This window comes from Melghirimyces profundicolus, from assembly GCF_003054245.1.
In the GTDB taxonomy this organism is placed as follows: Bacteria; Bacillota; Bacilli; order Thermoactinomycetales; family DSM-45169; genus Melghirimyces; species Melghirimyces profundicolus.
Genome location: NZ_QBKR01000012.1, coordinates 15,566 through 36,633, shown reverse-complemented (window position 1 = coordinate 36,633; position 21,068 = coordinate 15,566). Strand labels below are relative to the sequence as shown.

The following is a 21,068-nucleotide window of genomic DNA, read 5'->3' as shown; positions in this document are numbered from 1 at the left end:
AGCCCGGTGGTTGCAACCATACCACCTCCCTGATCCATCCTTGAGCCCAAAGACAAAACAAAAAGCACCCTTCCTTTCGGAGGGTGCTTGGTATTCGCTGTTTCGGCCGTTAACGGGAAAGCCATTTGCGGAACATGTGCTTGGTTCCTTCCCGGTTCATCCGGGCGATGGCCGTTGTCAAGGGGATTCCTTTGGGGCAAGCCTGCACGCAGTTCTGGGAGTTCCCGCACTCCTGCAGACCGCCGTCCTCCAAGAGGGCATCGGTCCGTTCGTGCTTGTTCATCGCCCCGGTGGGATGGGAATTGAAAAGGTCGACCTGTGCCACGGCAAAAGGACCGATAAAGTTGGATCGGGAGTTGACATTCGGACAAGCCTGCACACAAACCCCGCAGGTCATGCACTTGGACAACTCGTACCGCCATTGCCGTTCCACTTCCGGCATCCGCGGCCCCGGACCGAGATCATAGGTCCCGTCGATGGGAATCCAGGCCTTGACCCGTTTCAGCGTATCAAACATCCGGTTCCGGTCCACCACCATGTCCCGCATCACCGGGAACGTATTCATCGGCTGTACCCGGATCGGCTGTTCCAGCTCATCGACCAAGGTGGAGCAAGCCTGACGGGGTGTGCCGTTGATCACCATGGAACAGGCCCCGCAGACCTCCTCCAGGCAGTTGGCCTCCCAGGCGACGGGAGACACCCGTTCTCCCTTGGCATTGACCGGATTGCGCTGAATCTCCATCAAGGAAGAGTTCACGGTCATGTTGGGGCGGTACTCCAGCTCGAACTCTTCCTCATAAGGTTCGCTCTCCGGAGAATCCTGACGCGTGATAATGAAGCGAACGGTTTTTTTCTCGTCCGCCGTCATCGTCTGCTGTTCGCTCATTGGCTCTCCGCCCCCTTCTCTTCAGCTTGTTTGGCCACGTCATAACGGCGCGGGCGCGGCTTGATGAGGGAGGTGTCCACTTCCTCGTATTCGAAGGCCGGCCCGTTTTCCGTGTATTTGGCCTTCGTTGTCTTCAACCATTCTTCGTCGTTCCGTTCGGGGAATTCCGGTTTGTAATGGGCCCCGCGGCTTTCGTTCCGATTGTAGGCGCCGAGGGTGATCACCCGGGCCAGCTCCAGCATGTTCCACAACTGGCGGACGAAGGAGGCCGATTGGTTGCTCCAAGTGCTGGTGTCGCCGACGTTGATCCGTTTCCAGCGTTCCATCAATTCCTGGATCTTGTCGTCGGTTTTCTTCAGACGGTCGTTGTAACGGACCACGGTCACGTTGTCCGTCATCCATTCACCCAGCTCTTTGTGCAGCTTATACGGGTTTTCGTCCCCGTCCATCTTGAGGATGTTGTCGTATTTTTCCTGCTCCTTCTTCTGTTGGGCCTCAAAGAGGGTGGAAGAGAGATCTTCCGCCGACTTGTCCAACCCTCGGATGTACTCCAGGGCGTTGGGGCCGGCCACCATTCCGCCGAAGATGCAGGAGAGAAGGGAGTTGGCACCCAGACGGTTGGCACCGTGGTATTGGTATTCACACTCGCCTGCGGCGAACAGTCCCGGGATGTTGGTCATCTGATTGAAGTCCACCCAGAGACCGCCCATGGAGTAGTGAACCGCCGGGAAGATCTTCATGGGAACCTTGCGGGGATCTTCTCCCATGAACTTCTCGTAGATCTCGATGATGCCGCCCAGTTTGATGTCCAGCTCTTTGGGATCTTTGTGGGAAAGGTCGAGGTATACCATGTTTTCCCCGTTGATCCCCAGTTTCATGTCCACACAAACCTTGAAGATGGCCCGGGTGGCGATGTCCCGCGGCACCAGGTTTCCGTAGGCGGGGTACATTTCCTCCAGGAAGTACCAGGGTTTTCCGTCTTTATAGGTCCAGACGCGTCCGCCTTCCCCCCGGGCAGATTCCGACATCAGCCGCAGCTTGTCATCCCCCGGGATGGCGGTGGGGTGCACCTGGATGAATTCCCCGTTGGCGTAATAAGCGCCCTGCTGGTAGACGGCGCTGGCCGCCGTTCCCGTGTTGATCATGGAGTTGGTCGATTTTCCGAAGATGATCCCCGGGCCGCCGGAAGCCATGATCACCGCATCGGCGCGGAACGCCCGAATCTCCATGCTGCGCCGGTCCTGGGCGACGATCCCGCGGCAGCGCCCTTCATCATCCTGAACGATGGACAAAAACTCCCAGTGTTCGTATTTAGTAACGTTTCCCGCCACTTCCCAGCGACGCACCTGTTCATCGAGGGCATACAGCAGTTGCTGACCCGTTGTGGCGCCGGCGAAGGCCGTCCGGTGATGTCGGGTTCCCCCAAAACGGCGGAAATCCAACAGTCCCTCGGGCGTCCGGTTAAAGGGAACGCCCATCCGGTCCATCAGGTAGATGATCCCCGGAGCCGCTTCCGTCATCGCTTTAACCGGGGGCTGATTGGCAAGAAAATCGCCGCCGTAGATGGTATCGTCGAAGTGTTCCCAGGGGGAATCCCCTTCCCCTTTGGTGTTCACTGCTCCGTTAATACCTCCCTGGGCACAGACGGAGTGGGAACGGCGGACAGGTACGATCGAAAACAGGTCGACGTCGGCTCCCGCTTCGGCCACTTTGACGGTGGCCATCAAACCGGCGAGGCCGCCGCCGACGATGATAACTTTTTCTTTCTTCATCGCACGCTACCTCCATATGGAAACCCCTGTCTTGAGACATGGGGAGGAAATATGGGCGGGGGCGTCAGCCCCCCATTCTTTGCGGTTTTCACCGCACTCCGCTTTCGCGGGATAAAGATCCCCTCACCAAGGTGATGGAGCGGTTTTAAGTGCAGGCAGCATTGGCTGAACCCTTACCACCCGACGCAGAGCATGGGACGGGGGAAGCATCCCATGGTACCGATCCATTCGCTCCTGACGCAACCCTCGCAGGGCTCAGGTTGGTCCGATCCGGGCTTGTGGCTCTGCAAGCCCCCAATGGCAATGCCCCTTTCTAACGCTGAGCCAATTGATTGGCAAGTTCACTGAACGCGAAAAGTGCCCGGAGTCCGACATAGCTGACCAGGACAAACACGACCGCCCACACATAGGAGGAAATCCGCTGGGCCCGGGGACCGACGGTGACCCCCCAGGATACCAGGAAAGACCACATGCCGTTGGAGAAATGGAACACGGCCGCCACGATCCCGATCGCATACCATACTTGGGTCAATGGATCGGACAACAGGTTCGCGGTCAGGCTGGTCAACTGCTCGGCATTGTAATCGTACAACGCCACTTTCAACCGGGTCTCCCATACGTGCGTGGTGACGAAGATCAACGTGATGACACCGGTTACGCGCTGGAGCATAAACATGATGTTCCGAAAAGTACTGAAGTTCGAGAGATTGTTCTCCGCCGTGAAAGCGATGTATAACCCGTAGACACCATGGTACAGGAGAGGAAGAAAGATAAAAAAGATCTCCAATACCGGCAGGAACGGGATGCCCCAGATCCACTCCACCTGCTCAACATAAGCCGCGGCACCTTTGGTTGCTTCATGGTTCGTAATCAAATGCTCAACCAAAAAAAAGCCGACTGGGATGACACCCAGCAGGGAGTGCAACCGTCTGTGAAAAAAACTGCGGTGCTTCATTCATCTGCCCCCCATTTGCCCCTATTGGTAAGTATAACGGTTACTTGGTACGGAAACCTTCTCCCCTTCAAAAATGCGACCGGCGATCCGCCGGTATGGTTGAATAAATCTTCAGTTGACAGGAAGAACAGTTTCATGCCAATGACAATTTCATTGTACTCCCAATTTTGACAGAGCGTCAAGTTGTGCTTACCGGCTCACTTGGTAAAATACCCCTGGCAGGGACAAAGAACACATCAAATTTCAAGGTTGCCGATGACCCATTTTACCGGGCAGGGAGATGGGCTTCTGCCACGCAACCCTGGAAGCGTTGTGAATTCATGTTCGTTTCGAGAAAAAGGGGAAGCGTTCAGCTCATGGAGAAAGCCCTTCGGAAAGCTTCACAAAGAAGGACCCGCTGGTGAAACTTCTCTCGGCCAACCGAAAAATACCGACTCCGCACCGGCAGCAACTCCCGGCTCAAACAATAAAAGAGGGAGGTCCGTCAACCGACCCGGTCTTTCGGACTCCCGCTTTGCACCTCGTATGTTTCCAGAAAGGAACGGATCCGCTCCCCCGTTTCTTCGAAGTCGACCAAGAAGGCGTCATGACCGTAATCCGAAGAGATCTCCAGAAGATCACAGCTTTTACCCAGCCGGCTCAACGTCTGATGGAGCTCCCGTTGCTGGTGGATGGGAAACAGCTGGTCCTCCCGGATCCCGATCACCAGCACCTCGGCTTCGACCCGGGAAAGGGCCTTCTCCACGCCGCCCCGTCCGCGTCCCAGATCGTGGGTGTCCATGGCCTTCAGCAGATAGAGATAACTGTTGGCGTCAAACCGGTCCACCAGCTTCTTCCCCTGATAACGAAGATAACTCTCCACCTGAAACAGGGAATTCATCCGGGTTACAGGCCCTTCCGCCTGCAGCTTCCGGCTGAAGCGCTTCTCAAAGAGCTGCGGGGTCCGGTAGGTCACCATTGCCGTCATCCGGGCCAACGCCATCCCGTTGACCGGTCCCTGCCCGGGATAGTAATGACCCCCTTGGTAATCGGGATCCGACAGGATCGCCTGTCTCCCGATGTCGTTGTAGGCGATGGCGGTGGGTGTGAGGGAAGAGGCCGTGGCGATGGGGACCAGCTTGCGGGCGAACCGGGGAAACATCACTCCCCATTCCAGGACCATCATTCCTCCCATGGAGCCTCCGATCAGCATGTTGACCCGGTCGATTCCCAGCTGCTCCAGGACACGTTTTTGGACATGCACCATATCCCGGATACTGACAAAGGGAAAGGAGGAACCGTAGGGGCGCCCTGTATCCGGATTGACGGAGGAAGGACCCGTCGTTCCGTTGCAACCGGCCAATACGTTCATGGTCACAACGTGGAAGCGGTCTGTGTCGACCGCTTTGCCGGAGCCGACCAGACCGTCCCACCAGCCGGGATCCTCTTCGTCCCCCACCGCGTGGGCATCACCGGTAAGAGCATGGCACACCACCACCACATTGCTTCCGTCCGGTTCTGGTGCCCGCCCAGCGGTTTCCATAGCAACTTCCACTTCCGGGAGGGTCCCGCCGCCTTCCAGGCGAACGGATCCCACGGATACGGTTCGTCTTTCGAAGATCCGGGCAGTGACCGGCATGAGCATCCCCTTCCTTCCTGACGATGTTACGCATCAATGGCGACCGGATCCCGACTTAAGCCTTTCGAATAAAAACGCCCTCTTCCGGAAGGAAGAGGGCGGTGTGATCAAACGGCAACCTCACCAACCTCTTCTCATCTTCCGGGGTTACCCCCGCAGGAGTTGGCACCTTTCCCTTGACAGGGTGGTTGCCGCGGTTTCATGGGGCCAGTCCCTCCACCGCTCTGGATAAGAAGAAGTGAATCGCAATATGGAATTGGGTTTATCATAAGACGATTCAGCTCAAATGTCAAGGTGAAAAGCCACTTTATCTGGAGACGATGTTCACCCTGGGTTCCTCCCGTTCCACCGGAGGGGCGTCAGGGTGCTCCAACCAGCAGGTGACCCGGTGCACATCGGACACGTTCGTCCATTCCGGCATTTCCTCGTGGCAAATCTGCATTGCATGAGGACACCGGTCGGCGAAGGGGCACCCCTTGGGGGGATCCAACAGATCCGGCGGTGAACCCGGAATCGGGATGAGGTCTTCCTCCCGCTTCTGGTCCAGCCGGGGCATCGATTGGATCAATCCCCAGGTGTAGGGATGACGCGGACGGTAAAAGATGTCCTCCACCGTCCCCGTCTCCACCACTTTGCCCCCGTACATCACCGCCACCCGCTGAGCCATCTCCGCCACCACACCCAGGTCATGGGTGATCAGGATGATGGCGGTCTCCATCTTTTCCTGCAGCTCCTTCATCAGCTCCAGGATCTGGGCCTGGATCGTCACATCCAAGGCGGTGGTCGGCTCATCGGCGATCAGGATTTTGGGATTGCAGGCCAGTGCGATGGCGATCATGGCCCGTTGCCGCATTCCCCCGCTGTATTGGTGGGGATACTGGTGAACCCGCTTCTCCGGATTGGGGATCCCCACCAGCCGGAGCATGTCCACCGCTTTTTGAAGGGCCTGGGCTTTCCCGTAACCCTGGTGCCACATCAACCCCTCCATGATTTGCTTGCCCACGGTCATCGTCGGGTTGAGGGAGGTCATCGGATCCTGGAAGATCATTCCGATCTCCGATCCCCGGATCTTGAACATCTCTTTTTCACTGACCTGGGTCAGATCTCTTCCATCAAAGAGGACTTCCCCTTGTTTGATGAGCCCCGGCGGCGAAGGAATCAGGCGGACGAGGGATTGAGCGGTTACGCTTTTCCCGCTTCCGGATTCCCCCACAATGGCCAGGGCTTCCCCTTTGTTCAGGTGAAGATTCACCCCCCGGACCGCTTGGACCTCCCCGTTATAAGTATTAAAGGACACATGCAGGTTGTTGATTTCCAACAGTGGCTTCATCTAGTTCCCTCCTCACTTCCGCATTTTCGGGTCCAGCGCGTCCCGCAATCCGTCCCCGAATAAGTTGAAAGACAAAAGCGTCATGCTGAGGAAAAATGCGGGAAAGAACAGGCGCCACCATTCATCGGTAAGGATGACCACGGTGGAATCGGTGATCATCGTCCCCCAGCTGGCCACCGGCGCCTGCACGCCCAGCCCGAGGAAACTGAGAAACGCCTCGGAAAGAATGGCTGTGGGGATCGTCAACGTCAGGATGACAAGAATCGGTCCCATCGTATTGGGAATCAGGTGTTTCATCATCAGCCGTTTCGTATCGGCCCCGAGAGTCCGGGCGGCCATGACGAATTCCTGGCTTTTCAACTGCAGGACCTGCCCGCGAACCACGCGGGCCATGTTGAGCCACCCCGTGATGCTCAAGGCAACGATGATGGTGAACACCCCGGGTTCCATCACCACCAACAGCAGAATGACCAGCACAAGGTAAGGAAGACCCCAAAGCACATCAACGATCCGCATCATGATCTCGTCCGTGCGTCCCCCCTTATATCCGGAAATTCCGCCGTATATCACACCGATCACCAGGTCGATCAGCGCGGCGGTGATCCCGATGGTGAGGGAAATACGGGCTCCCCACCAAGTCCGCACAAACACATCCCGGCCCAGCTCATCCGTCCCGAACCAATGCTCACCGGAAGGTTCCAGGTTCTTGCCCTCCGCCAGATTCGTTTCATAATAATTGTGTTCCGTCATCCACGGACCGATGATGGCCATGACCACCAGAAAAATGATCATGTACAGCCCCATCATGGCCGCCCAGTTTTTCTTCAGACGGCGCCACGCATCCTGCCAGAAAGAAACACTGGGCCGGCGGATGGATTCCGCTTCCGTCTGCCTGCGTTCCACCCGTCGAAATTTTTCCGCGGGAATCGCCATGTCAATTCGCCTCCTTTCCGCCGACCTTGATCCGGGGGTCGATCAGCCCGTAGGCCAGGTCCACCAGAAAATTCACTAAAATCAGCAAAGCGGAGTAAAAGATGGTGATCCCCATGATCAATGAGTAGTCCCGATTTAAAACGCTGTCGACAAAGTATTTTCCGATGCCGGGAATGGAAAAGATGTGCTCAATCACAAAACTTCCCGTGAGAATCCCCACCGCCAGCGGGCCGATGATGGTGACCACGGGCATGATCGCGTTCCGCAGGGTGTGCCGGGTGATCACCCGCCAGGGCGGCAGTCCCTTGGACCGGGCGGTCCGGATGTAATCCTGGCCCATCACTTCCAACATGCTGGAACGCATCAGTCGGGTGACCAGCGCCAAAGGCAAAAAGCTCAAGGCGACCGCCGGCAAGATCGCATGTTTAAAATCCCCCCACCCCATCAGGGGAAGCCAGTCTCCTCCGAACCATTTTTGAAAAAATGGAGCGATCACAAAACTGGGGACGGAGAGGCCGAGAACGGCCAATACCATCACGTTGTAATCGGCCAGCTTGTTCTGCCGGAATGCCGCCAGAACGCCCATGCCGATTCCGAGCACCAAGGCCAGGATCATGGAATAGGCGCCCAATTCCGCCGATACCGGGAAACCGTCCGAGATATATTCATTGACGGTCCGGGTCTCACTTTTGATCGAGACCCCCAAGTCAAACATCACCAGGTTTTTCATATAGAGGACATACTGAACCGGCAACGGCTCGTCCAGATGGTATTTCGCCTTCAGGTTCTCCAAGGTTTGCTTGGGCAGTTTCTTCTCCGATGAAAAGGGGTCTCCGGGAATGGAGTGCATCAGGACAAAGGTGAGAGTGGAAATCACCCACAGCGTCACCAGCATCAAAACCAAGCGTTTCCCAATATATCGAGACATCCGTCCATCACCTCCGGCTGTCAGAAAGAATCGGGCACGGCAAAGTCACCCCGGACGGGGTGACCTTGCCTAAGCCCTTATGTTCAGTTTCAACCTTACTTCCCGGTCAGGTAGGCCTCACTGAAGTCGGTGCTGGTATCAGGCAGGCGCTTGACCCCTTTGACGTAATCCTGCTGCATATAATTCTGGGTGTAGAAGTAGATCGGCATGATCGGCATTTCCTCCATCAGGAGCTCTTCCGCCTCATGCATCTTCTCCATCCGCACCTTCTGATCATCGGTGGACTTGGCTTCCTTGATCAGCTTGTCGTATTTTTTGTTGCTCCACTTGGTGTCGTTGTTGCCGCCGCCGGTCACCCACATGTCCATGAAGGTCATCGGGTCGATGTAGTCGGGCAGCCAGCCGAGGCGTCCGATCTGGTAGTCGCCGGACTTGGTTTTATCCAGATAGACTTTCCATTCCATGTTGTTCAGTTTGACATCGACGTCCAAGTTCTTTTTCCACATCTGCTGAATCGCTTCGGCGATCTTCTTGTGCCCTTCGTCGGTGTTGTAGCTGATGGCGATCTCCGGCAGCTTGTCGATGCCCTCTTCTTTCATGCCTTCTTCCAGCAGCTTCTTGGCTTCATCGGCTTGGGCGGTGGGTTGGAGGTAATCCTCGCGGGTTTCCACCCAGGGTTTCTCCTCGGCGTGGTCCGGCATCTGCCACGGCACGAAACCGGTGGCCGGGCCCTGTCCGCCCTGGGACACGTTTTCCACGATCGACTTGCGGTCGATGGCCAAGGCGAAGGCTTTGCGGATCTTCGCGTTGTTGAAGGGCTTCTCTTTCGTGTTGAACATGTAGAAGTAGGAAGCCGGGATCTTGTCGGACTTCGCCTCTCCCTTTTCCAGCGCCGAGGCGACCAGCTCGGTCGGCAGGATGGTGCTGTCGCCCACATCCAATTCCCCGGACTTGTACTGCTGGTAGCCCGTCTTCGCATCCGTGATGATCGGGAGGTTGATCTGATCCAGTTTCACTTTGCCCTTGTTCCAGTAATTCTCGTTTTTCACCAAAGTCAGTTTTTCGTCGTGCTTCCATTCCTTCAGCTTGAAGGGACCGTTGCCGACGAAGGTTTTGGCGTCGGCGGCCCAGTCCTTGTTCTCCTCCGCCACGCTCTTGTTCACGGGGAACAGGGTGTAGAAGGAGGTCAGGCTCATGAAGTACGGGGTCGGCTTTTCCAGCTCGACTTCCAGCGTCTTGTCGTCGACGGCTTTCACCCCGACTTCATCCTTGTCGGCCTTGCCGGCGTTGTACTTCTCCCCGTTTTTCAGGTAGAAGAGCTGGTAGGCGTAATCCGCGGCGGTCTCCGGATCCAGCACCCGTTTCCAGGCGTATTCGAAGTCTTCCGCCTTCACCGGATCGCCGTTGGACCACTTGGCGTCGTCCCGGAGGTGGAATGTGATCTTGGTTCCGTCCTCGTTGGGCTCCCATTTATCGGCGACCCCGGGAATCGGTTGCCCGTCCTCGCTCATCCGGGTCAGCCCTTCCATCGTGTGACGCAGAACAAAACCGGACGTGGAATCCGTCGCCGTGTTCGGGTTCAGATCCGGCGGCTCGGATGGCGCATAACCGGCGTTCAGTACCTGTTTCGCTTCTTCCGTGCCACCGGCGTCGCTCCCGCCGCCGCAGGCGGCCAGGAAGGTCATGCTGAGGATGGCCAGAAGTGCGACCATCTTCGTCAGATGCTTTGACATGTCAAAACCCCCTTGAGTAATGTGACGGCTCGAAGCTCGGTCACTCCGACTGCCGTTACCGGGTGACGTCCGTTAGGACGAAGGGATGATGTCCCCGAAAGTTGGACTGCTTCACCCGTCCCATTAATCTATATTCGTCTTCCCCCGAAAAAATCCTGCTGTGTTGTTTCAATTTTTCTTTTATTTTTTCTTCATGAATTATGTTATAAAAACAAAAAAACAGAGAACGCTCAGGCTTCCGTTTCGCATCGGTCTGTTTTCCTGCTTTAAACACATCGATTCCGGTTCCCCGTCCTTTCCGGGATCGGGAACCATCGAGACCCGGTTCCATTTTTCAATTTAAATTTCACGCTTCCCGTTGCAGAAAACAAGGTCGATCTCTTTCCGACGACGGACAGAAGCGGGAGGTGAAAATTTCTTCTCCGTCATGGGCTTTCGATCAAACCGTCATCCCCGAACAGAAAAGAAGCGCCGGTGGTTCCGGCGCCTTCTGAAACAATCCGTGAGCGTACGCAGCGGCCTCAGGAGCTGACCGTCGCCAGCGCTTCCTCGACATCGAGTCCGAAGACGGTGTGCAATTCCTGCACCGCCTTGGCCGCCTGGTCTTTGGCGATCACACAGGAGATTTTGATCTCGGAGGTAGAGACCATCTTGATCCGGATGCCGGCATCCGAGAGGGAGGTAAACATTTTGGCGGCCACCCCCGGGTTGGTCACCATGCCGGCTCCCACGGCGGACACTTTGGCGAGCCCCGTCTCCGAGAGAAGCTTCAGGTAATCCAGTTCCTCCCGGTGGGATTCGATGACTTGTCCGGCTTGTTCCAACTCATCCTCATGGACGCTGAAAGCCACATCGATCCGTTCGTCATCGTGCTCGCTGGTGACAATCATGTCGACGTTGATGTGGGCGTCCGCCAGTTTGTTGAACAACAGCGTCAACATCTCGGTGCGATTGGGAAGTCCCATCACTTTCACCCGCGCCACTTCCGAATCGTGGGCAATCCCCCGTACGTTCAATTCTTCTTCCATCCGATCGGCCTCCTTCACCCAGGTTCCTTCTTCATCCTCAAAGCTGGACCGGACCACCAGCGGGACCCGGTGGGACATGGCACACTCCACGGAACGGGGGTGCAACACACCCGCCCCCAAATTGGCCAGTTCCAGCATCTCTTCATAGCAGATCTCGGACAACTTTCTCGCCTTGGGAGCCATCCGGGGATCGGTGGTAAAGACTCCGGTCACATCGGTGTAAATTTCGCAACGGTCGGCATCGAGGGCCGCTGCGAGAGCCACCGCAGTCGTATCGGAACCTCCGCGTCCCAGGGTGGTGATGGCTCCCTCGGGGGAGACGCCCTGGAAGCCCGCCACGACGACGACCTCTCCCCGTTCCAAGGATTCGCGTATGTTCCCGGTGTCAATATGTTCAATCCGCGCCTTGCCGTGGATCGGGTCGGTCTGGATTCCGGCCTGCCAGCCGGTCATGGGCCGGGCTTTCACTCCTTTCTCCATGAGGGCCATGGACAGGAGTGAAATACTGACCTGTTCCCCGGTCGTCAACAGAACATCCATCTCCCGCTTGGGCGGACGGTCGCAGACCTTTCCCGCCAGGGCGGTCAGCTCATCGGTGGTCTTTCCCATCGCGGAGACGGTCACCACCACCTGATGACCTTCCGCCCGGGTGCGGGCCACCCGTTCCGCGACATGTTTGATTCGTTCCACACTTCCGACGGATGTTCCGCCAAACTTTTGCACCACAAGTCCCATGTCGGTTTGAGAGCTCCTCTCCTTAATTAAAATGGTTTTCGACCCGCTGAACAGCAAAGGCGACAGCAGGAAGGTCCAGCTGTCGCCTTAACTGACGGCAAAAAACAGCCTCGCTCGCTCCCTGTGACACGTAGTGCTCCACGAACGCCCTTATGGCGCAACGTGACAGTCCCGTCCCTGTTCGGATCCGGTCCCAGTCTTCCCTCCCGGCGGCACAGGGAGAAAACTTCGGCGGACGTCCCTTTCCCTGCCGGTCACAGGCGCCGCACCTCACGGCAGGTACTGATGACAACCGCTCCTCTAGTTCACACGAACGTGAGGATTCCTTTATTCAATTCCTTTTGGGAGCAAAATGAAAACGTCAAATTCGAGTCTCTCCCGTTGTTGCTACTGATGTTAACACAGTCTCTCCCGACCCCACAAGCGGAGAACAACGGATGATGAAGTGCTCTGTATAAGAAATCCTCCTTCTCGTTGCGCTCCTTCGTCCTGTGAAAAAAATCGGACACCACAGCGGGTCTGTGAGGGGCACAGCCACATTCGTTTTTGAATGATTCTAAGGTTTCACTCCCGATTTGTCAATGACTCGGGACTCCTCCCGACTCCCATTCATCCCTTCAGATCCCGGCCATCCGGCATCGAAGTGCGACCTTTCCCCTCCGAATCACCGGCAAGGGCAGGAGAAAAGCCGTTTAACGCTTCACAAAAAAGACGGGTTCCCCTTAAACGCCTTCCCTGCAGCTCTCCGCCAGGCAGGATGGTAAAGAGCGCTATGCACTCAAGAGAGCACAAGTCTCGCGGGGTGGCTCGCTATGGCAACACGACTTCCTTTCGATTAATGGATCATCAACACGCCTGACATGAAACGTTAACTTGGCATCCGGGAATCGGGAAAGTATAATACGGGGTAGGAAGATGCGGGTGAATAACCACGTTTCGGTTGATGATACATGCCGGTCCCGCAGACCGGTGCACAAGGAGTTGAGCTCTGTGAGTACCATTGGTGTTCCCGGATTGATTCTGATCATCCTGGCCGCACTCCTGCTGTTCGGACCGAGCAAGCTGCCCGAACTGGGACGGGCCGCGGGACGGACCCTGAAGGAGTTTAAAGACAGCGTCTCCGGTTTGGCCGACGACAAAAAGGATTCCGACGGCGCCAAGGACGCCGACCGGAAATGACGGAAAACGGGACCCCCTGCCAGACCTGCAGGGGGTTCCATTTTTCGTCAGCTTTTCGTGAATCCTTCTCCCGGATCCCCGTCGGTGGCGCGTTCCCATTCTTCCACCCGATGATGGTCTTCCGGGCGGTTCATGTTGAAAAAAACGTTTTCCGGAAACGGTTCCTTCACATAACGGGTCGGCACGGTTTTCAGAAAGCTTTGCACCTGTCCGTCTTCCGATTCCAGAAAGGCCCCCATGGGCCCGGCCAGTTGGCGGTGGTAAACCGCAAAGAGCGGTTGCATCCGGCCATGGACCACCGGCACCACGGCGCCGGAACCGCCCTCCGCCGCCAACTTCAAAAGCCGCCCTCCCACCTCGGGACAAGCGTAGGGCAGATCGCAAGCGATCACCAGGTTGAGGGCATGGGGAGAACGGAGAAGCCCGGCATGAATCCCTGCCAAGGGCCCTCTTCTCCAATACCGGTCGGTCACCACGGGGACTCCCGCCTCCCCGTGCAGAGCCGGGCGGTTGGAACTGATCAGCGGGGTCCAGGCTTCCCTGTCTCCGAACTGTTTCAGCAAACGCCGGATCATGGTTTCCCCGGCCACGGTCAAGAGGGCCTTGTCACGCCCCATCCGGCGGGACCGGCCCCCGGCCAGAATGATCAACCCCGCTTTTTCTTCCATCACCGTTTTTCCTCTCTTTCACCCGTCTTTTCCTTTTTCCGGAGGTGGGACTGAATTTCACGGGCCAACTTGTCCCCGATTCCGGCCTTCCGATATTCCTCGACACTGGCCTCCCGCATCCGTTCCAAGGAACCGAAATGCTTGTAGAGAAGCTGTTTCCGTTTTTTTCCGACCCCCGGGATCTCGTCCAGGACCGAGCGGATCATGGATTTCCCACGAGTCTGCCGGTGAAAGGTGATGGCAAAGCGGTGCACTTCTTCCTGAATGCGTTGGAGGAGATAAAACTCCCGGCTTCCCCGGGGCAGATCCACTTCCACGGGAGGATCGCCGGCCAACAGACGCGCCGTCTTGTGCCGCTCGTCTTTCACCAGTCCGGCGACGGGGATGAACAGCCCCAGTTCGTTTTCCAGGACATCCCGGGCCGCCGACATCTGCCCCCGGCCTCCGTCAACCACGACGAGGTCGGGAAGGGGATGGTCCTCCTTCAGCACCCGGGTATAACGCCTCCGGACCACTTCCCGCATGGTTTCATAATCATCTGCTCCCTGGACCGAACGGATTTTGTATTTGCGGTACTCTTTTTTGTCGGGGGCGCCGTCGGTAAAGACCACCATGGCGGAAACGGGATCCGTTCCCTGGATGTTGGAGTTGTCAAAGGCTTCGATTCGTTTGGGATAACCGATCCCCATCGCTTCCCCCAGTTTGTGGGCGGCTTCCACGGTTCGACCTTTGTCTCTTTCGATCAGTTTGAACCGTTCTTCCAGAGCAATCCGCGCGTTTTCATTCGCCATCTGAACGAGTCGCCTCTTCATCCCCCGCCGGGGGATGTGGACGTGAACTCCGGTCAGCCAGTCATCCAACAGCTGGGCGTCCACCGCTTCAGGCAGGTTGATCTCCTTCGGCAAAGCGGGCTTCTCATGGTAGAACTGAGTGATGTAGGAAAGAAAATCCTCTTCCTCCTTCCCGTAATGGGGAAAAATGGCCACATCCCGTTCCATCAGTTTTCCCCGGCGGACAAAAAAGACCTGGACACACATCGTCCCCTTGTCCGCGGCATAGCCAAATACGTCACGGTCGGAGTCGTCATTGAGCGTGATGTTCTGTTTCACCATCACCGCTTCGATATGGCGGATCAGATCCCTGAGTTCTTTGGCTCGTTCGAAGTTGAGTTCTTCCGCGGCCTTCTGCATCTTTTGTTCCAGATCCCTTTGAACATCCTTGTACCCTCCGTTCAAAAAACGGACGATGTTCCGGGTCATCTCTTCATACTGGGTCGGATCCACGTCGAATTCGCAGGGAGCCAGACACTGTCCCAGATGATAATAAAGGCAGACCCGCTTGGGCAACGTCCGGCATTTTCTCAGGGGATACAGCTTATCCAACAACTTCTTCGTCTCTTGTGCAGCCTGCGCGTTGGGGTAAGGACCGAAGTACCGCGATCCGTCCTTTTTGATATTCCGGGTGACTTCCAACCGGGGATGAGTCTCTTTGGTCAGGCGGATATAGGGATAGGACTTGTCGTCCTTCATCAAGACATTGTAACGGGGACGGTGACGCTTGATCAGATTGGCTTCCAGGATGAGGGCCTCCGTTGCGCTTTCCGTCACGATGTATTCAAAATCCTCGATTTGGGAGACCAACCGTTGCGTCTTGCCGTCATGGCTGCCGGTGAAGTAGGAGCGCACCCGGTTTCGGAGGCTCTTCGCCTTCCCCACGTACAGAATATCGCCACGGTCGTTTTTCATCAGGTAGCAACCGGGCAGATCGGGGAGGAGCGAGAGCTTCTCTCGTATTTTCTCTTTCATGGTTCCCGATTCCCTCCTGATCCTTATCATAACACACGATCCAAACCGTTGTGCGGTGGAGCCTTTCACTGAAAGTGGCGTCTGACGGAAACCGACGGATGAAACTTTCGTTATAAAGAGTGAAAGAAGATTTTTCTTTCATTCCTGCCGCTTGTCCTGCTATCCTGGAAAAGATACGATGGTTTTGCGAAAAAACGAAAACGGGGGAGGGATTCGATTGGGGGAATCATTCCACCTGGTCAACCGGCACGGGGCCAAGATTTGGTTCGGCTCCCTGGTGGCGGGGTTATGTATCTTTGCCATTCTGTTGTTGCCGCAATTATTCATCGGAATGATGCTGAAAACGGAATTGGCTTCAATGAAGGAGGATTTGAAAAACCTGGCCGCTTCCCCGGAAACAGCGGGAGCTTTTATCCACCATCTTTTCGGAACGTTGACACAAAACGGAAACTTGGTGCTGGCCTACACTGGGGGCTTGCTCTTTCTGACCCTCCTGGCATCCGCCTTTTATTCAGCGGGCCTGATCGGGGCCGTACGGGAAGCCGCTCTGGAAGACAGGGTCAGTGTCGGTAATTTTTACACCTACGGATTTCGCTTTCTCTTCCCGCTCGTTGGCCTGGGAATCCTGAACACCTTCTTGGTCTCGGCCTTTTTCGCCGGTTGGGGGGGCCTCTATCCATGGGCTTCCCGGGACGACCTCTATTTCATGGCCTGGGCGGGGATCGGGGGAATTTTGGGACTGCTCCTTCTCTTCGCCATTACCTTTTCTCCCGTGGTCATGTTCGCGGAGAGTATGGGAATGTTTCGTTCCTTCGGTTACGGCCTGCGCATCGCCGTTGTAAAATTCGGTCGGGCCTTTCTCTCTTTGCTGGTGGGTCTTTTGAGCGGGGGGTTGAGCTGGCTGGTCATCTCCCTGGTGGCGGCGTTTCCCTGGCTTGTCCTTCAATTCTTCAAGGATGGTACCATCGCCAACATCGTGGGGAGCGCTTTCGGCGTTTTCCTCCTCGGGATCCTCGGAGTCTTCCCCATCATCCTCTTTTATGGTGTACTTTTCCGCCAATATGCCCTTCATATTCAGGACAGGCTCTTTCCGGAGGATCACCTGGAGCCGGTGATGTTGAAACCCTCCGCTTTCGATGAGGAGGACAACCGGATGAAACGGGAATCCATCAGTTGAGAAAAAAGAGTTCATCATGTGAAGGCCGGAGGAGTTCAACCTCCGGCCTTCTCTTTTTTCACCTGATCCAATTCAGCAGGTGGTTTTTGTGACTTTTCGATCTTGAAGTCCTGCATGGTTTCGGTCACCCACAGAAAACCGGCTCCAAACGCCAACATCCCCACCGTCAAAAAAAGCAGCAACGTTCGCATCAATACGCTCCCCCCTGAAATGGTTGAGATGACTGACAAAGGTGGTTGGGGTTCGATTTCCGCACCACCCAGCAAATCTGCTCCGGGCTGTTCATTATCAGACACACTCTAAAAACGTTGTGATAAAGTGCAGGCAGCATTTACCCAAAGCCGCTTGTCCACAGCCTCAAATTCTTCTATTTAAATCTTTCGTAAGGGGATTGTTTTTTGTGACCGGCCGACATATATTCAAACAGTTCCGAAAGCAGTTGTATGCGAAACCGCCGTTCCTTTCAATCGTATGATTGAATGGTGGAAAGCCCTTATTCTGCATCTCGGGAGGTTGTTCAGATGGGAACGTTTTTTCAAGTGTTCGGTAAACATGGCCTGAAAATGTGGGGCACCTTTTTGGTCGGTTTGCTGATCACCCAAATTCTCACCTTTTTTGTCGGTGTGCTTTTTTACTTTGTCGGCGCTGCCGTTTTTCTCGCCTCCGCGGGCATCGACCTGAACCATATTCAACCGGGCACTCCCCCGGAGGATATCTTCAGTTCCGCCTTTAACCCCGGAGCCCTTCTCGTCCTGATCGTGCTCTACCTCCTCATGCTGGTGGTTCAGCTTTTCATTGCCTCTTTTCACATGGCCGGGAGCTGCGGCATGGCGAGTGAAGCCGTCCTGGACGGGAGTTCCTCCTTCGGTACATACTTTCAGGCGGCCTTCCGGTTTTTCGGGCGGATGTTTCTCCAACTGGTGTTGATTTTTCTGTTTTCGCTTCCCCTCCTGATCCCATTCGTCCTCTCCGACCTGGGAATGCTGTTTGCCCGGGAAAGCGGAAATGGGATCGCTTTCGGGATCGCCCTTCTTTTCTGGGTGCTCCTTCTGGTCGCCATCCTTCTCTACAGTTTTGGCGTCATGTTCGCTCCGGTCATCCTCACAACGGAAAACAAAGGACCGTGGCAGTCTCTCCGTTTTTCCCTGCGCCTTTTGTTCCGCTCCTTCGGCAAAGTGTTGATAACCGGCCTTTTGAACATCGCCATCATACTTCCCTTTGTTCTCCTGATCGGAGGACTGTCGGCCTTGATCCTGCCGGAGGGATCGGAAGACCCGCTGACTGCGATCGCCGGCGGCCTGTTCCTGATACTGCTCCTGTTCCTGACCATTCCTCTGGCCCAGGCCGCTGGGTTGCTCCTGACCACCCACCGTTATCAACGCCATCTCCGGCAACTCGTAGTCCCCGGGGAATATGGAAACGACGCCGGAGAGGCCAACGCTTTCCACTACGGGAAAGGCTTTGATCCGTATGACGGAATCAACAGGGAAAACACCCCCCCGGACGATCCGTTCACGGACCCCTTTCTTCCCCCGGAAGAAAATTCTGAAGTGGATAAAGGAAAAAGGAAAGAGTCCGGCCTTTCCCCTGACAAGAACTCCGAAGACCCTGGATGGAGCGGGACCATTGACAGATGAAGAGAAAATAAAGGGCAAATGTTGAAGGTCAGCCTGCAGGCTGACCTTCTTTTGATCGCAGACCCGGGAGAATCTGCAGGTCGATCCATTACGGTTTTCTTTGAGGGATTCCATTCAGTCACCTGCCGGACCCACTTCATCCCACCATCCGCTTCGATCGGAGCGTCATGCGCCTGAGGCCAGTAATGGACTGGGTACGAGTCATCGTCATTCATGATGCGGACGATGCCGCTTCCCTGGGCCGTGACTGAGGCCGTGGTTGGGAGAAAGCTCGTGCCGGGCAGCGTGCCAGGTGTTGGGGGTCCCTTGGTCCAGGTTGACGTTCCGCGATCGGTTTCACTGCACAAAAAAACCGCACCCAAGGGGTGCGGATCGGTGAAATGAAGATCAGAAGTGGGGATTCAGCCACTCCAGCAGTTGCTCTTTCGGTTGGAAGCCGTGGAGTTTATCCACCATCTCGCCATCTTTGAACACCATCAGGGTGGGGATGCTCATCACACCGTAACGGCCGGCCGTATCCGGATTGTCATCCACGTTCACTTTGGCGATGGTCAGCTTGTCGCCCACTTCCTGATCTATTTCCTCAAGCACCGGCGCGATCATTTTGCAGGGTCCGCACCAAGGGGCCCAAAAGTCCACGAGAACGGTTCCGGAGGCCACTTCATTGTTGAACGTTTGATCGGTTACTTCTTTAATCGCCATACAACTTCCTCCTTAACAAGATCCTTTACACATAGTCACAGTATACCACTGGAAACCGGAGCGTCACAAGTGTTTCGGAAATCGAAACACTTGCCAATGATAGGATACCCGGTATATGTATAGTGTAAACCAAAAAACGGGCGGCGAAAATAATTTTTCATCCGCCCGCCCTTGTCAGCTGTTATTTATTTTCAACCAGCACTTTTTTGAATTCCTCCGTCAGCATCGGAACCACTTCAAACAGGTCGCCGACGATTCCGTAATCCGCCACGTTGAAGATGTTGGCCTCCGGGTCTTTGTTGATGGCGACGATCACCTTGGAATTGGACATACCGGCCAGGTGCTGGATCGCCCCGGAAATGCCGCATGCGATGTAAAGGTCGGGCGTCACCACTTTGCCCGTCTGACCGATTTGAAGGGAGTAATCGCAGTAGTCGGCATCACAGGCCCCCCGGGAAGCACCGACGGCCCCGCCGAGCACCCCCGCCAGCTCCTCCAACGGCTGAAAGCCTTCCGCGCTCTTCACCCCGCGGCCTCCGGACACCACCACCCGGGCTTCGGACAGGTCGACGCCTTCGGAAGCTTTGCGGACCACTTCCTTGACCAATGTCCGGATGGAATCCTCCGCAAACTCGACCTCCAGCTCCTCGACCACCGCGGAGCGGGAAGTGTCGGCTTCCAGGGCCGGGATGTTGTTGGGCCGCAAGGTGGCGAAGACCGTCCCTTCCCGGACCGCTTTTTTGACGAATGCTTTCCCCGCGTAAATCGGACGGGTGAAGACGATCTTTCCTTCCTTCCGTTCGACTTCGGTGCAGTCCGACACCAGTCCCAGACCGAGCCGGGCCGCGATCCGGGGGCTGACATCCCGGCCGACGGCGGTATGGCCTGTCAGGATGACCTCGGGCGACACTTTTTCAATCACTTGTTTGAACGTCTGGAAGTAGGCATCCGTCGTGTATTGGTCCAGTTTCGGGTTGGGAACCAGCACGACTTTATCAGCACCGTGGTGAGAGAGCTTCTCCACGGTTTCCTTTCCTTTGCTTCCGAAGACGGCGGCCGTCACTGCGCCCCCGTCCGCAACCCGGGTTGCAGCGGCCAGGCTTTCCAGCGTCACATTCCTCAGTTCACCGTCACGGATATCCGCCAGTACGAGTACGTTTTTGCTCATCGATTCCGTTCCCCCTCTTCCGCTCAAATGACCTTGGCTTCGTTTCTCAACAGATCCACCAGTTCTTTCACCTGGTCTTCCAGTTCCCCCTCCAGAATTCGACCCGCTTCTTTTTCCGGGGGCAGGAAGACTTCCAAGGTTTCCGTCTTTCCTTCCAGTTCGTCTTCGTCCAGATCCAGGTCATCGATGTCCAGCCGTTCCAGCGGCTTTTTCTTTGCCTTCATAATCCCGGGAAGGGAGGGGTAGCGGGGATCGTTCAGGCCTTGCTGGGCGGTGACCAGGATCGGCAGTTTGGATTGGATGTATTCCACATCCCCCTCGACGTCCTTTTCCACCTCCACCGTTTCCCCGTCGATGGTCAGTTTGGTAATGGTGGAGATGTGCGGAATTTCGAGCAATTCAGCCAGCCGGGGCCCCACTTGAGCCGAACCGTCGTCCACCGCCATGTATCCGCCCAGAATGATGTCATAATCCAAGTCTTCAATGACGGCCGCCAGCACTTTGGCGATGGAATATTCGTCAGCGTTTTCCAAATCTTCATCGTCCACGATGATGCCTTTATCGGCACCCATGGCCATCGCTGTGCGGAGGGCCTGTTCCGCCCGTTCCGGGCCCACGGTGATGACGGTCACCTCCCCGCCGTGTTCGTCCCGGAGACGGATCGCCTCCTCCACCGCGTATTCGTCATAAGGGTTGATGACGAACTCGACTCCGTCTTCGCTGATCTGTCCGTCTTCGATGACAATTCGCTCTTCGGTGTCAAACGTCTGTTTCAGGCACACCAGAATGTTCATTTACCGGTTCCTCCTTCATC

General features: G+C 56.1%; 18 protein-coding genes and 2 riboswitches. Of the genes, 3 read left to right on the top strand and 15 right to left on the bottom strand.

Annotated elements, in window-relative coordinates; all coding sequences use genetic code 11:
• Window positions 1-109: 109 nt before the first annotated feature.
• The 9 genes from sdhB to C8P63_RS09605 form a co-directional block, all read right to left on the bottom strand.
• Window positions 110-886, bottom strand: a complete 777-nt coding sequence (gene sdhB / locus C8P63_RS09650; protein ID WP_245920816.1) for a succinate dehydrogenase iron-sulfur subunit — start codon at window positions 884-886, stop codon at window positions 110-112.
• Entirely contained in the window at window positions 883-2,658 is a 1,776-nt protein-coding gene (gene sdhA / locus C8P63_RS09645) for a succinate dehydrogenase flavoprotein subunit (RefSeq protein ID WP_108023612.1), read from the bottom strand. Before sdhA ends, sdhB begins: the two co-directional genes overlap by 4 nt.
• Before the next feature lie 313 nt (window positions 2,659-2,971).
• Window positions 2,972-3,613, bottom strand: a complete 642-nt coding sequence (locus C8P63_RS09640) for a succinate dehydrogenase cytochrome b558 subunit (RefSeq protein ID WP_108023609.1) — start codon at window positions 3,611-3,613, stop codon at window positions 2,972-2,974.
• A gap of 484 nt (window positions 3,614-4,097) precedes the next feature.
• Window positions 4,098-5,237: a homoserine O-acetyltransferase MetX gene (metX, locus tag C8P63_RS09635; RefSeq protein ID WP_108023607.1), complete on the bottom strand. Its 1,140-nt coding sequence runs from the start codon at window positions 5,235-5,237 to the stop codon at window positions 4,098-4,100.
• Between the two features lie 125 nt (window positions 5,238-5,362).
• Window positions 5,363-5,466, bottom strand: a riboswitch (SAM riboswitch).
• Window positions 5,467-5,538: 72 nt separating this feature from the next.
• A complete protein-coding gene (locus C8P63_RS09630; RefSeq protein ID WP_108023605.1) occupies window positions 5,539-6,561 on the bottom strand; it encodes an ABC transporter ATP-binding protein in 1,023 nt (340 codons plus the stop codon).
• Between the two features lie 12 nt (window positions 6,562-6,573).
• A complete protein-coding gene (locus tag C8P63_RS09625) occupies window positions 6,574-7,494 on the bottom strand; it encodes an ABC transporter permease (RefSeq protein WP_108023603.1) in 921 nt (306 codons plus the stop codon).
• A 1-nt stretch (window position 7,495) separates the two neighbouring features.
• Window positions 7,496-8,422: an ABC transporter permease gene (locus C8P63_RS09620; RefSeq protein ID WP_108023601.1), complete on the bottom strand. Its 927-nt coding sequence runs from the start codon at window positions 8,420-8,422 to the stop codon at window positions 7,496-7,498.
• A 95-nt stretch (window positions 8,423-8,517) separates the two neighbouring features.
• A complete protein-coding gene (locus C8P63_RS09615) occupies window positions 8,518-10,155 on the bottom strand; it encodes a peptide ABC transporter substrate-binding protein (protein WP_108023599.1) in 1,638 nt (545 codons plus the stop codon).
• Window positions 10,156-10,676: 521 nt separating this feature from the next.
• A complete protein-coding gene (locus tag C8P63_RS09605) occupies window positions 10,677-11,918 on the bottom strand; it encodes an aspartate kinase (RefSeq protein WP_108023595.1) in 1,242 nt (413 codons plus the stop codon).
• A 123-nt stretch (window positions 11,919-12,041) separates the two neighbouring features.
• Window positions 12,042-12,229, bottom strand: a riboswitch (Lysine riboswitch).
• 679 nt (window positions 12,230-12,908) lie between these two features.
• Here C8P63_RS09605 and tatA point away from each other — a divergent pair.
• Entirely contained in the window at window positions 12,909-13,097 is a 189-nt protein-coding gene (gene tatA, locus C8P63_RS09600) for a twin-arginine translocase TatA/TatE family subunit (protein WP_108023593.1), read from the top strand.
• 47 nt (window positions 13,098-13,144) lie between these two features.
• On the opposite strand, the gene mobA is transcribed toward tatA, so the two are convergent.
• Together mobA and uvrC are read right to left on the bottom strand one after the other, a co-directional pair.
• Complete coding sequence (gene mobA, locus C8P63_RS09595) at window positions 13,145-13,765, bottom strand: molybdenum cofactor guanylyltransferase (RefSeq protein ID WP_108023590.1); 621 nt, start codon at window positions 13,763-13,765, stop codon at window positions 13,145-13,147.
• Window positions 13,765-15,570 carry an excinuclease ABC subunit UvrC gene (gene uvrC / locus C8P63_RS09590; RefSeq protein WP_108023588.1) on the bottom strand — a complete coding sequence of 602 codons (1,806 nt, stop codon included), beginning with the start codon at window positions 15,568-15,570 and terminating at the stop codon, window positions 13,765-13,767. The genes mobA and uvrC overlap by 1 nt, the downstream gene beginning before the upstream one ends.
• A gap of 217 nt (window positions 15,571-15,787) precedes the next feature.
• On the opposite strand from uvrC, the gene C8P63_RS09585 reads away from it, so the two are divergent.
• Entirely contained in the window at window positions 15,788-16,747 is a 960-nt protein-coding gene (locus tag C8P63_RS09585) for a hypothetical protein (RefSeq protein WP_146172157.1), read from the top strand.
• Window positions 16,748-16,782: 35 nt separating this feature from the next.
• Here the strand turns inward: C8P63_RS09585 and C8P63_RS19100 are convergent, their stop codons facing one another.
• A complete protein-coding gene (locus C8P63_RS19100) occupies window positions 16,783-16,938 on the bottom strand; it encodes a hypothetical protein (RefSeq protein ID WP_170109591.1) in 156 nt (51 codons plus the stop codon).
• A 330-nt stretch (window positions 16,939-17,268) separates the two neighbouring features.
• Between C8P63_RS19100 and C8P63_RS09580 the strand changes: the two genes are divergently transcribed.
• Window positions 17,269-18,384, top strand: coding sequence for a hypothetical protein (locus tag C8P63_RS09580; protein ID WP_108023584.1), 1,116 nt, complete (start codon window positions 17,269-17,271; stop codon window positions 18,382-18,384).
• Between the two features lie 387 nt (window positions 18,385-18,771).
• Here the strand turns inward: C8P63_RS09580 and trxA are convergent, their stop codons facing one another.
• The 3 genes from trxA to C8P63_RS09565 form a co-directional block, all read right to left on the bottom strand.
• Window positions 18,772-19,086 carry a thioredoxin gene (gene trxA / locus C8P63_RS09575; RefSeq protein WP_108023582.1) on the bottom strand — a complete coding sequence of 105 codons (315 nt, stop codon included), beginning with the start codon at window positions 19,084-19,086 and terminating at the stop codon, window positions 18,772-18,774.
• 181 nt (window positions 19,087-19,267) lie between these two features.
• Complete coding sequence (locus C8P63_RS09570) at window positions 19,268-20,254, bottom strand: electron transfer flavoprotein subunit alpha/FixB family protein (protein WP_108023580.1); 987 nt, start codon at window positions 20,252-20,254, stop codon at window positions 19,268-19,270.
• A gap of 23 nt (window positions 20,255-20,277) precedes the next feature.
• Entirely contained in the window at window positions 20,278-21,048 is a 771-nt protein-coding gene (locus C8P63_RS09565; protein ID WP_108023578.1) for an electron transfer flavoprotein subunit beta/FixA family protein, read from the bottom strand.
• Window positions 21,049-21,068 lie beyond the last annotated feature (20 nt).

Bases quoted from the DNA above. Each gene is read 5' to 3' on its own strand.
- sdhB (WP_245920816.1), bottom strand. From the start codon at position 886: ATGAGCGAACAGCAGACGATGACGGCGGACGAGAAAAAAACCGTTCGC.
- sdhA (WP_108023612.1), bottom strand. From the start codon at position 2,658: ATGAAGAAAGAAAAAGTTATCATCGTCGGCGGCGGCCTCGCCGGTTTG.
- C8P63_RS09640 (WP_108023609.1), bottom strand. From the start codon at position 3,613: ATGAAGCACCGCAGTTTTTTTCACAGACGGTTGCACTCCCTGCTGGGT.
- metX (WP_108023607.1), bottom strand. From the start codon at position 5,237: ATGCTCATGCCGGTCACTGCCCGGATCTTCGAAAGACGAACCGTATCC.
- C8P63_RS09630 (WP_108023605.1), bottom strand. From the start codon at position 6,561: ATGAAGCCACTGTTGGAAATCAACAACCTGCATGTGTCCTTTAATACT.
- C8P63_RS09625 (WP_108023603.1), bottom strand. From the start codon at position 7,494: ATGGCGATTCCCGCGGAAAAATTTCGACGGGTGGAACGCAGGCAGACG.
- C8P63_RS09620 (WP_108023601.1), bottom strand. From the start codon at position 8,422: ATGTCTCGATATATTGGGAAACGCTTGGTTTTGATGCTGGTGACGCTG.
- C8P63_RS09615 (WP_108023599.1), bottom strand. From the start codon at position 10,155: ATGTCAAAGCATCTGACGAAGATGGTCGCACTTCTGGCCATCCTCAGC.
- C8P63_RS09605 (WP_108023595.1), bottom strand. From the start codon at position 11,918: ATGGGACTTGTGGTGCAAAAGTTTGGCGGAACATCCGTCGGAAGTGTG.
- mobA (WP_108023590.1), bottom strand. From the start codon at position 13,765: ATGGAAGAAAAAGCGGGGTTGATCATTCTGGCCGGGGGCCGGTCCCGC.
- uvrC (WP_108023588.1), bottom strand. From the start codon at position 15,570: ATGAAAGAGAAAATACGAGAGAAGCTCTCGCTCCTCCCCGATCTGCCC.
- C8P63_RS19100 (WP_170109591.1), bottom strand. From the start codon at position 16,938: ATGCGAACGTTGCTGCTTTTTTTGACGGTGGGGATGTTGGCGTTTGGA.
- C8P63_RS09580 (WP_108023584.1), top strand. From the start codon at position 17,269: ATGGGAACGTTTTTTCAAGTGTTCGGTAAACATGGCCTGAAAATGTGG.
- trxA (WP_108023582.1), bottom strand. From the start codon at position 19,086: ATGGCGATTAAAGAAGTAACCGATCAAACGTTCAACAATGAAGTGGCC.
- C8P63_RS09570 (WP_108023580.1), bottom strand. From the start codon at position 20,254: ATGAGCAAAAACGTACTCGTACTGGCGGATATCCGTGACGGTGAACTG.
- C8P63_RS09565 (WP_108023578.1), bottom strand. From the start codon at position 21,048: ATGAACATTCTGGTGTGCCTGAAACAGACGTTTGACACCGAAGAGCGA.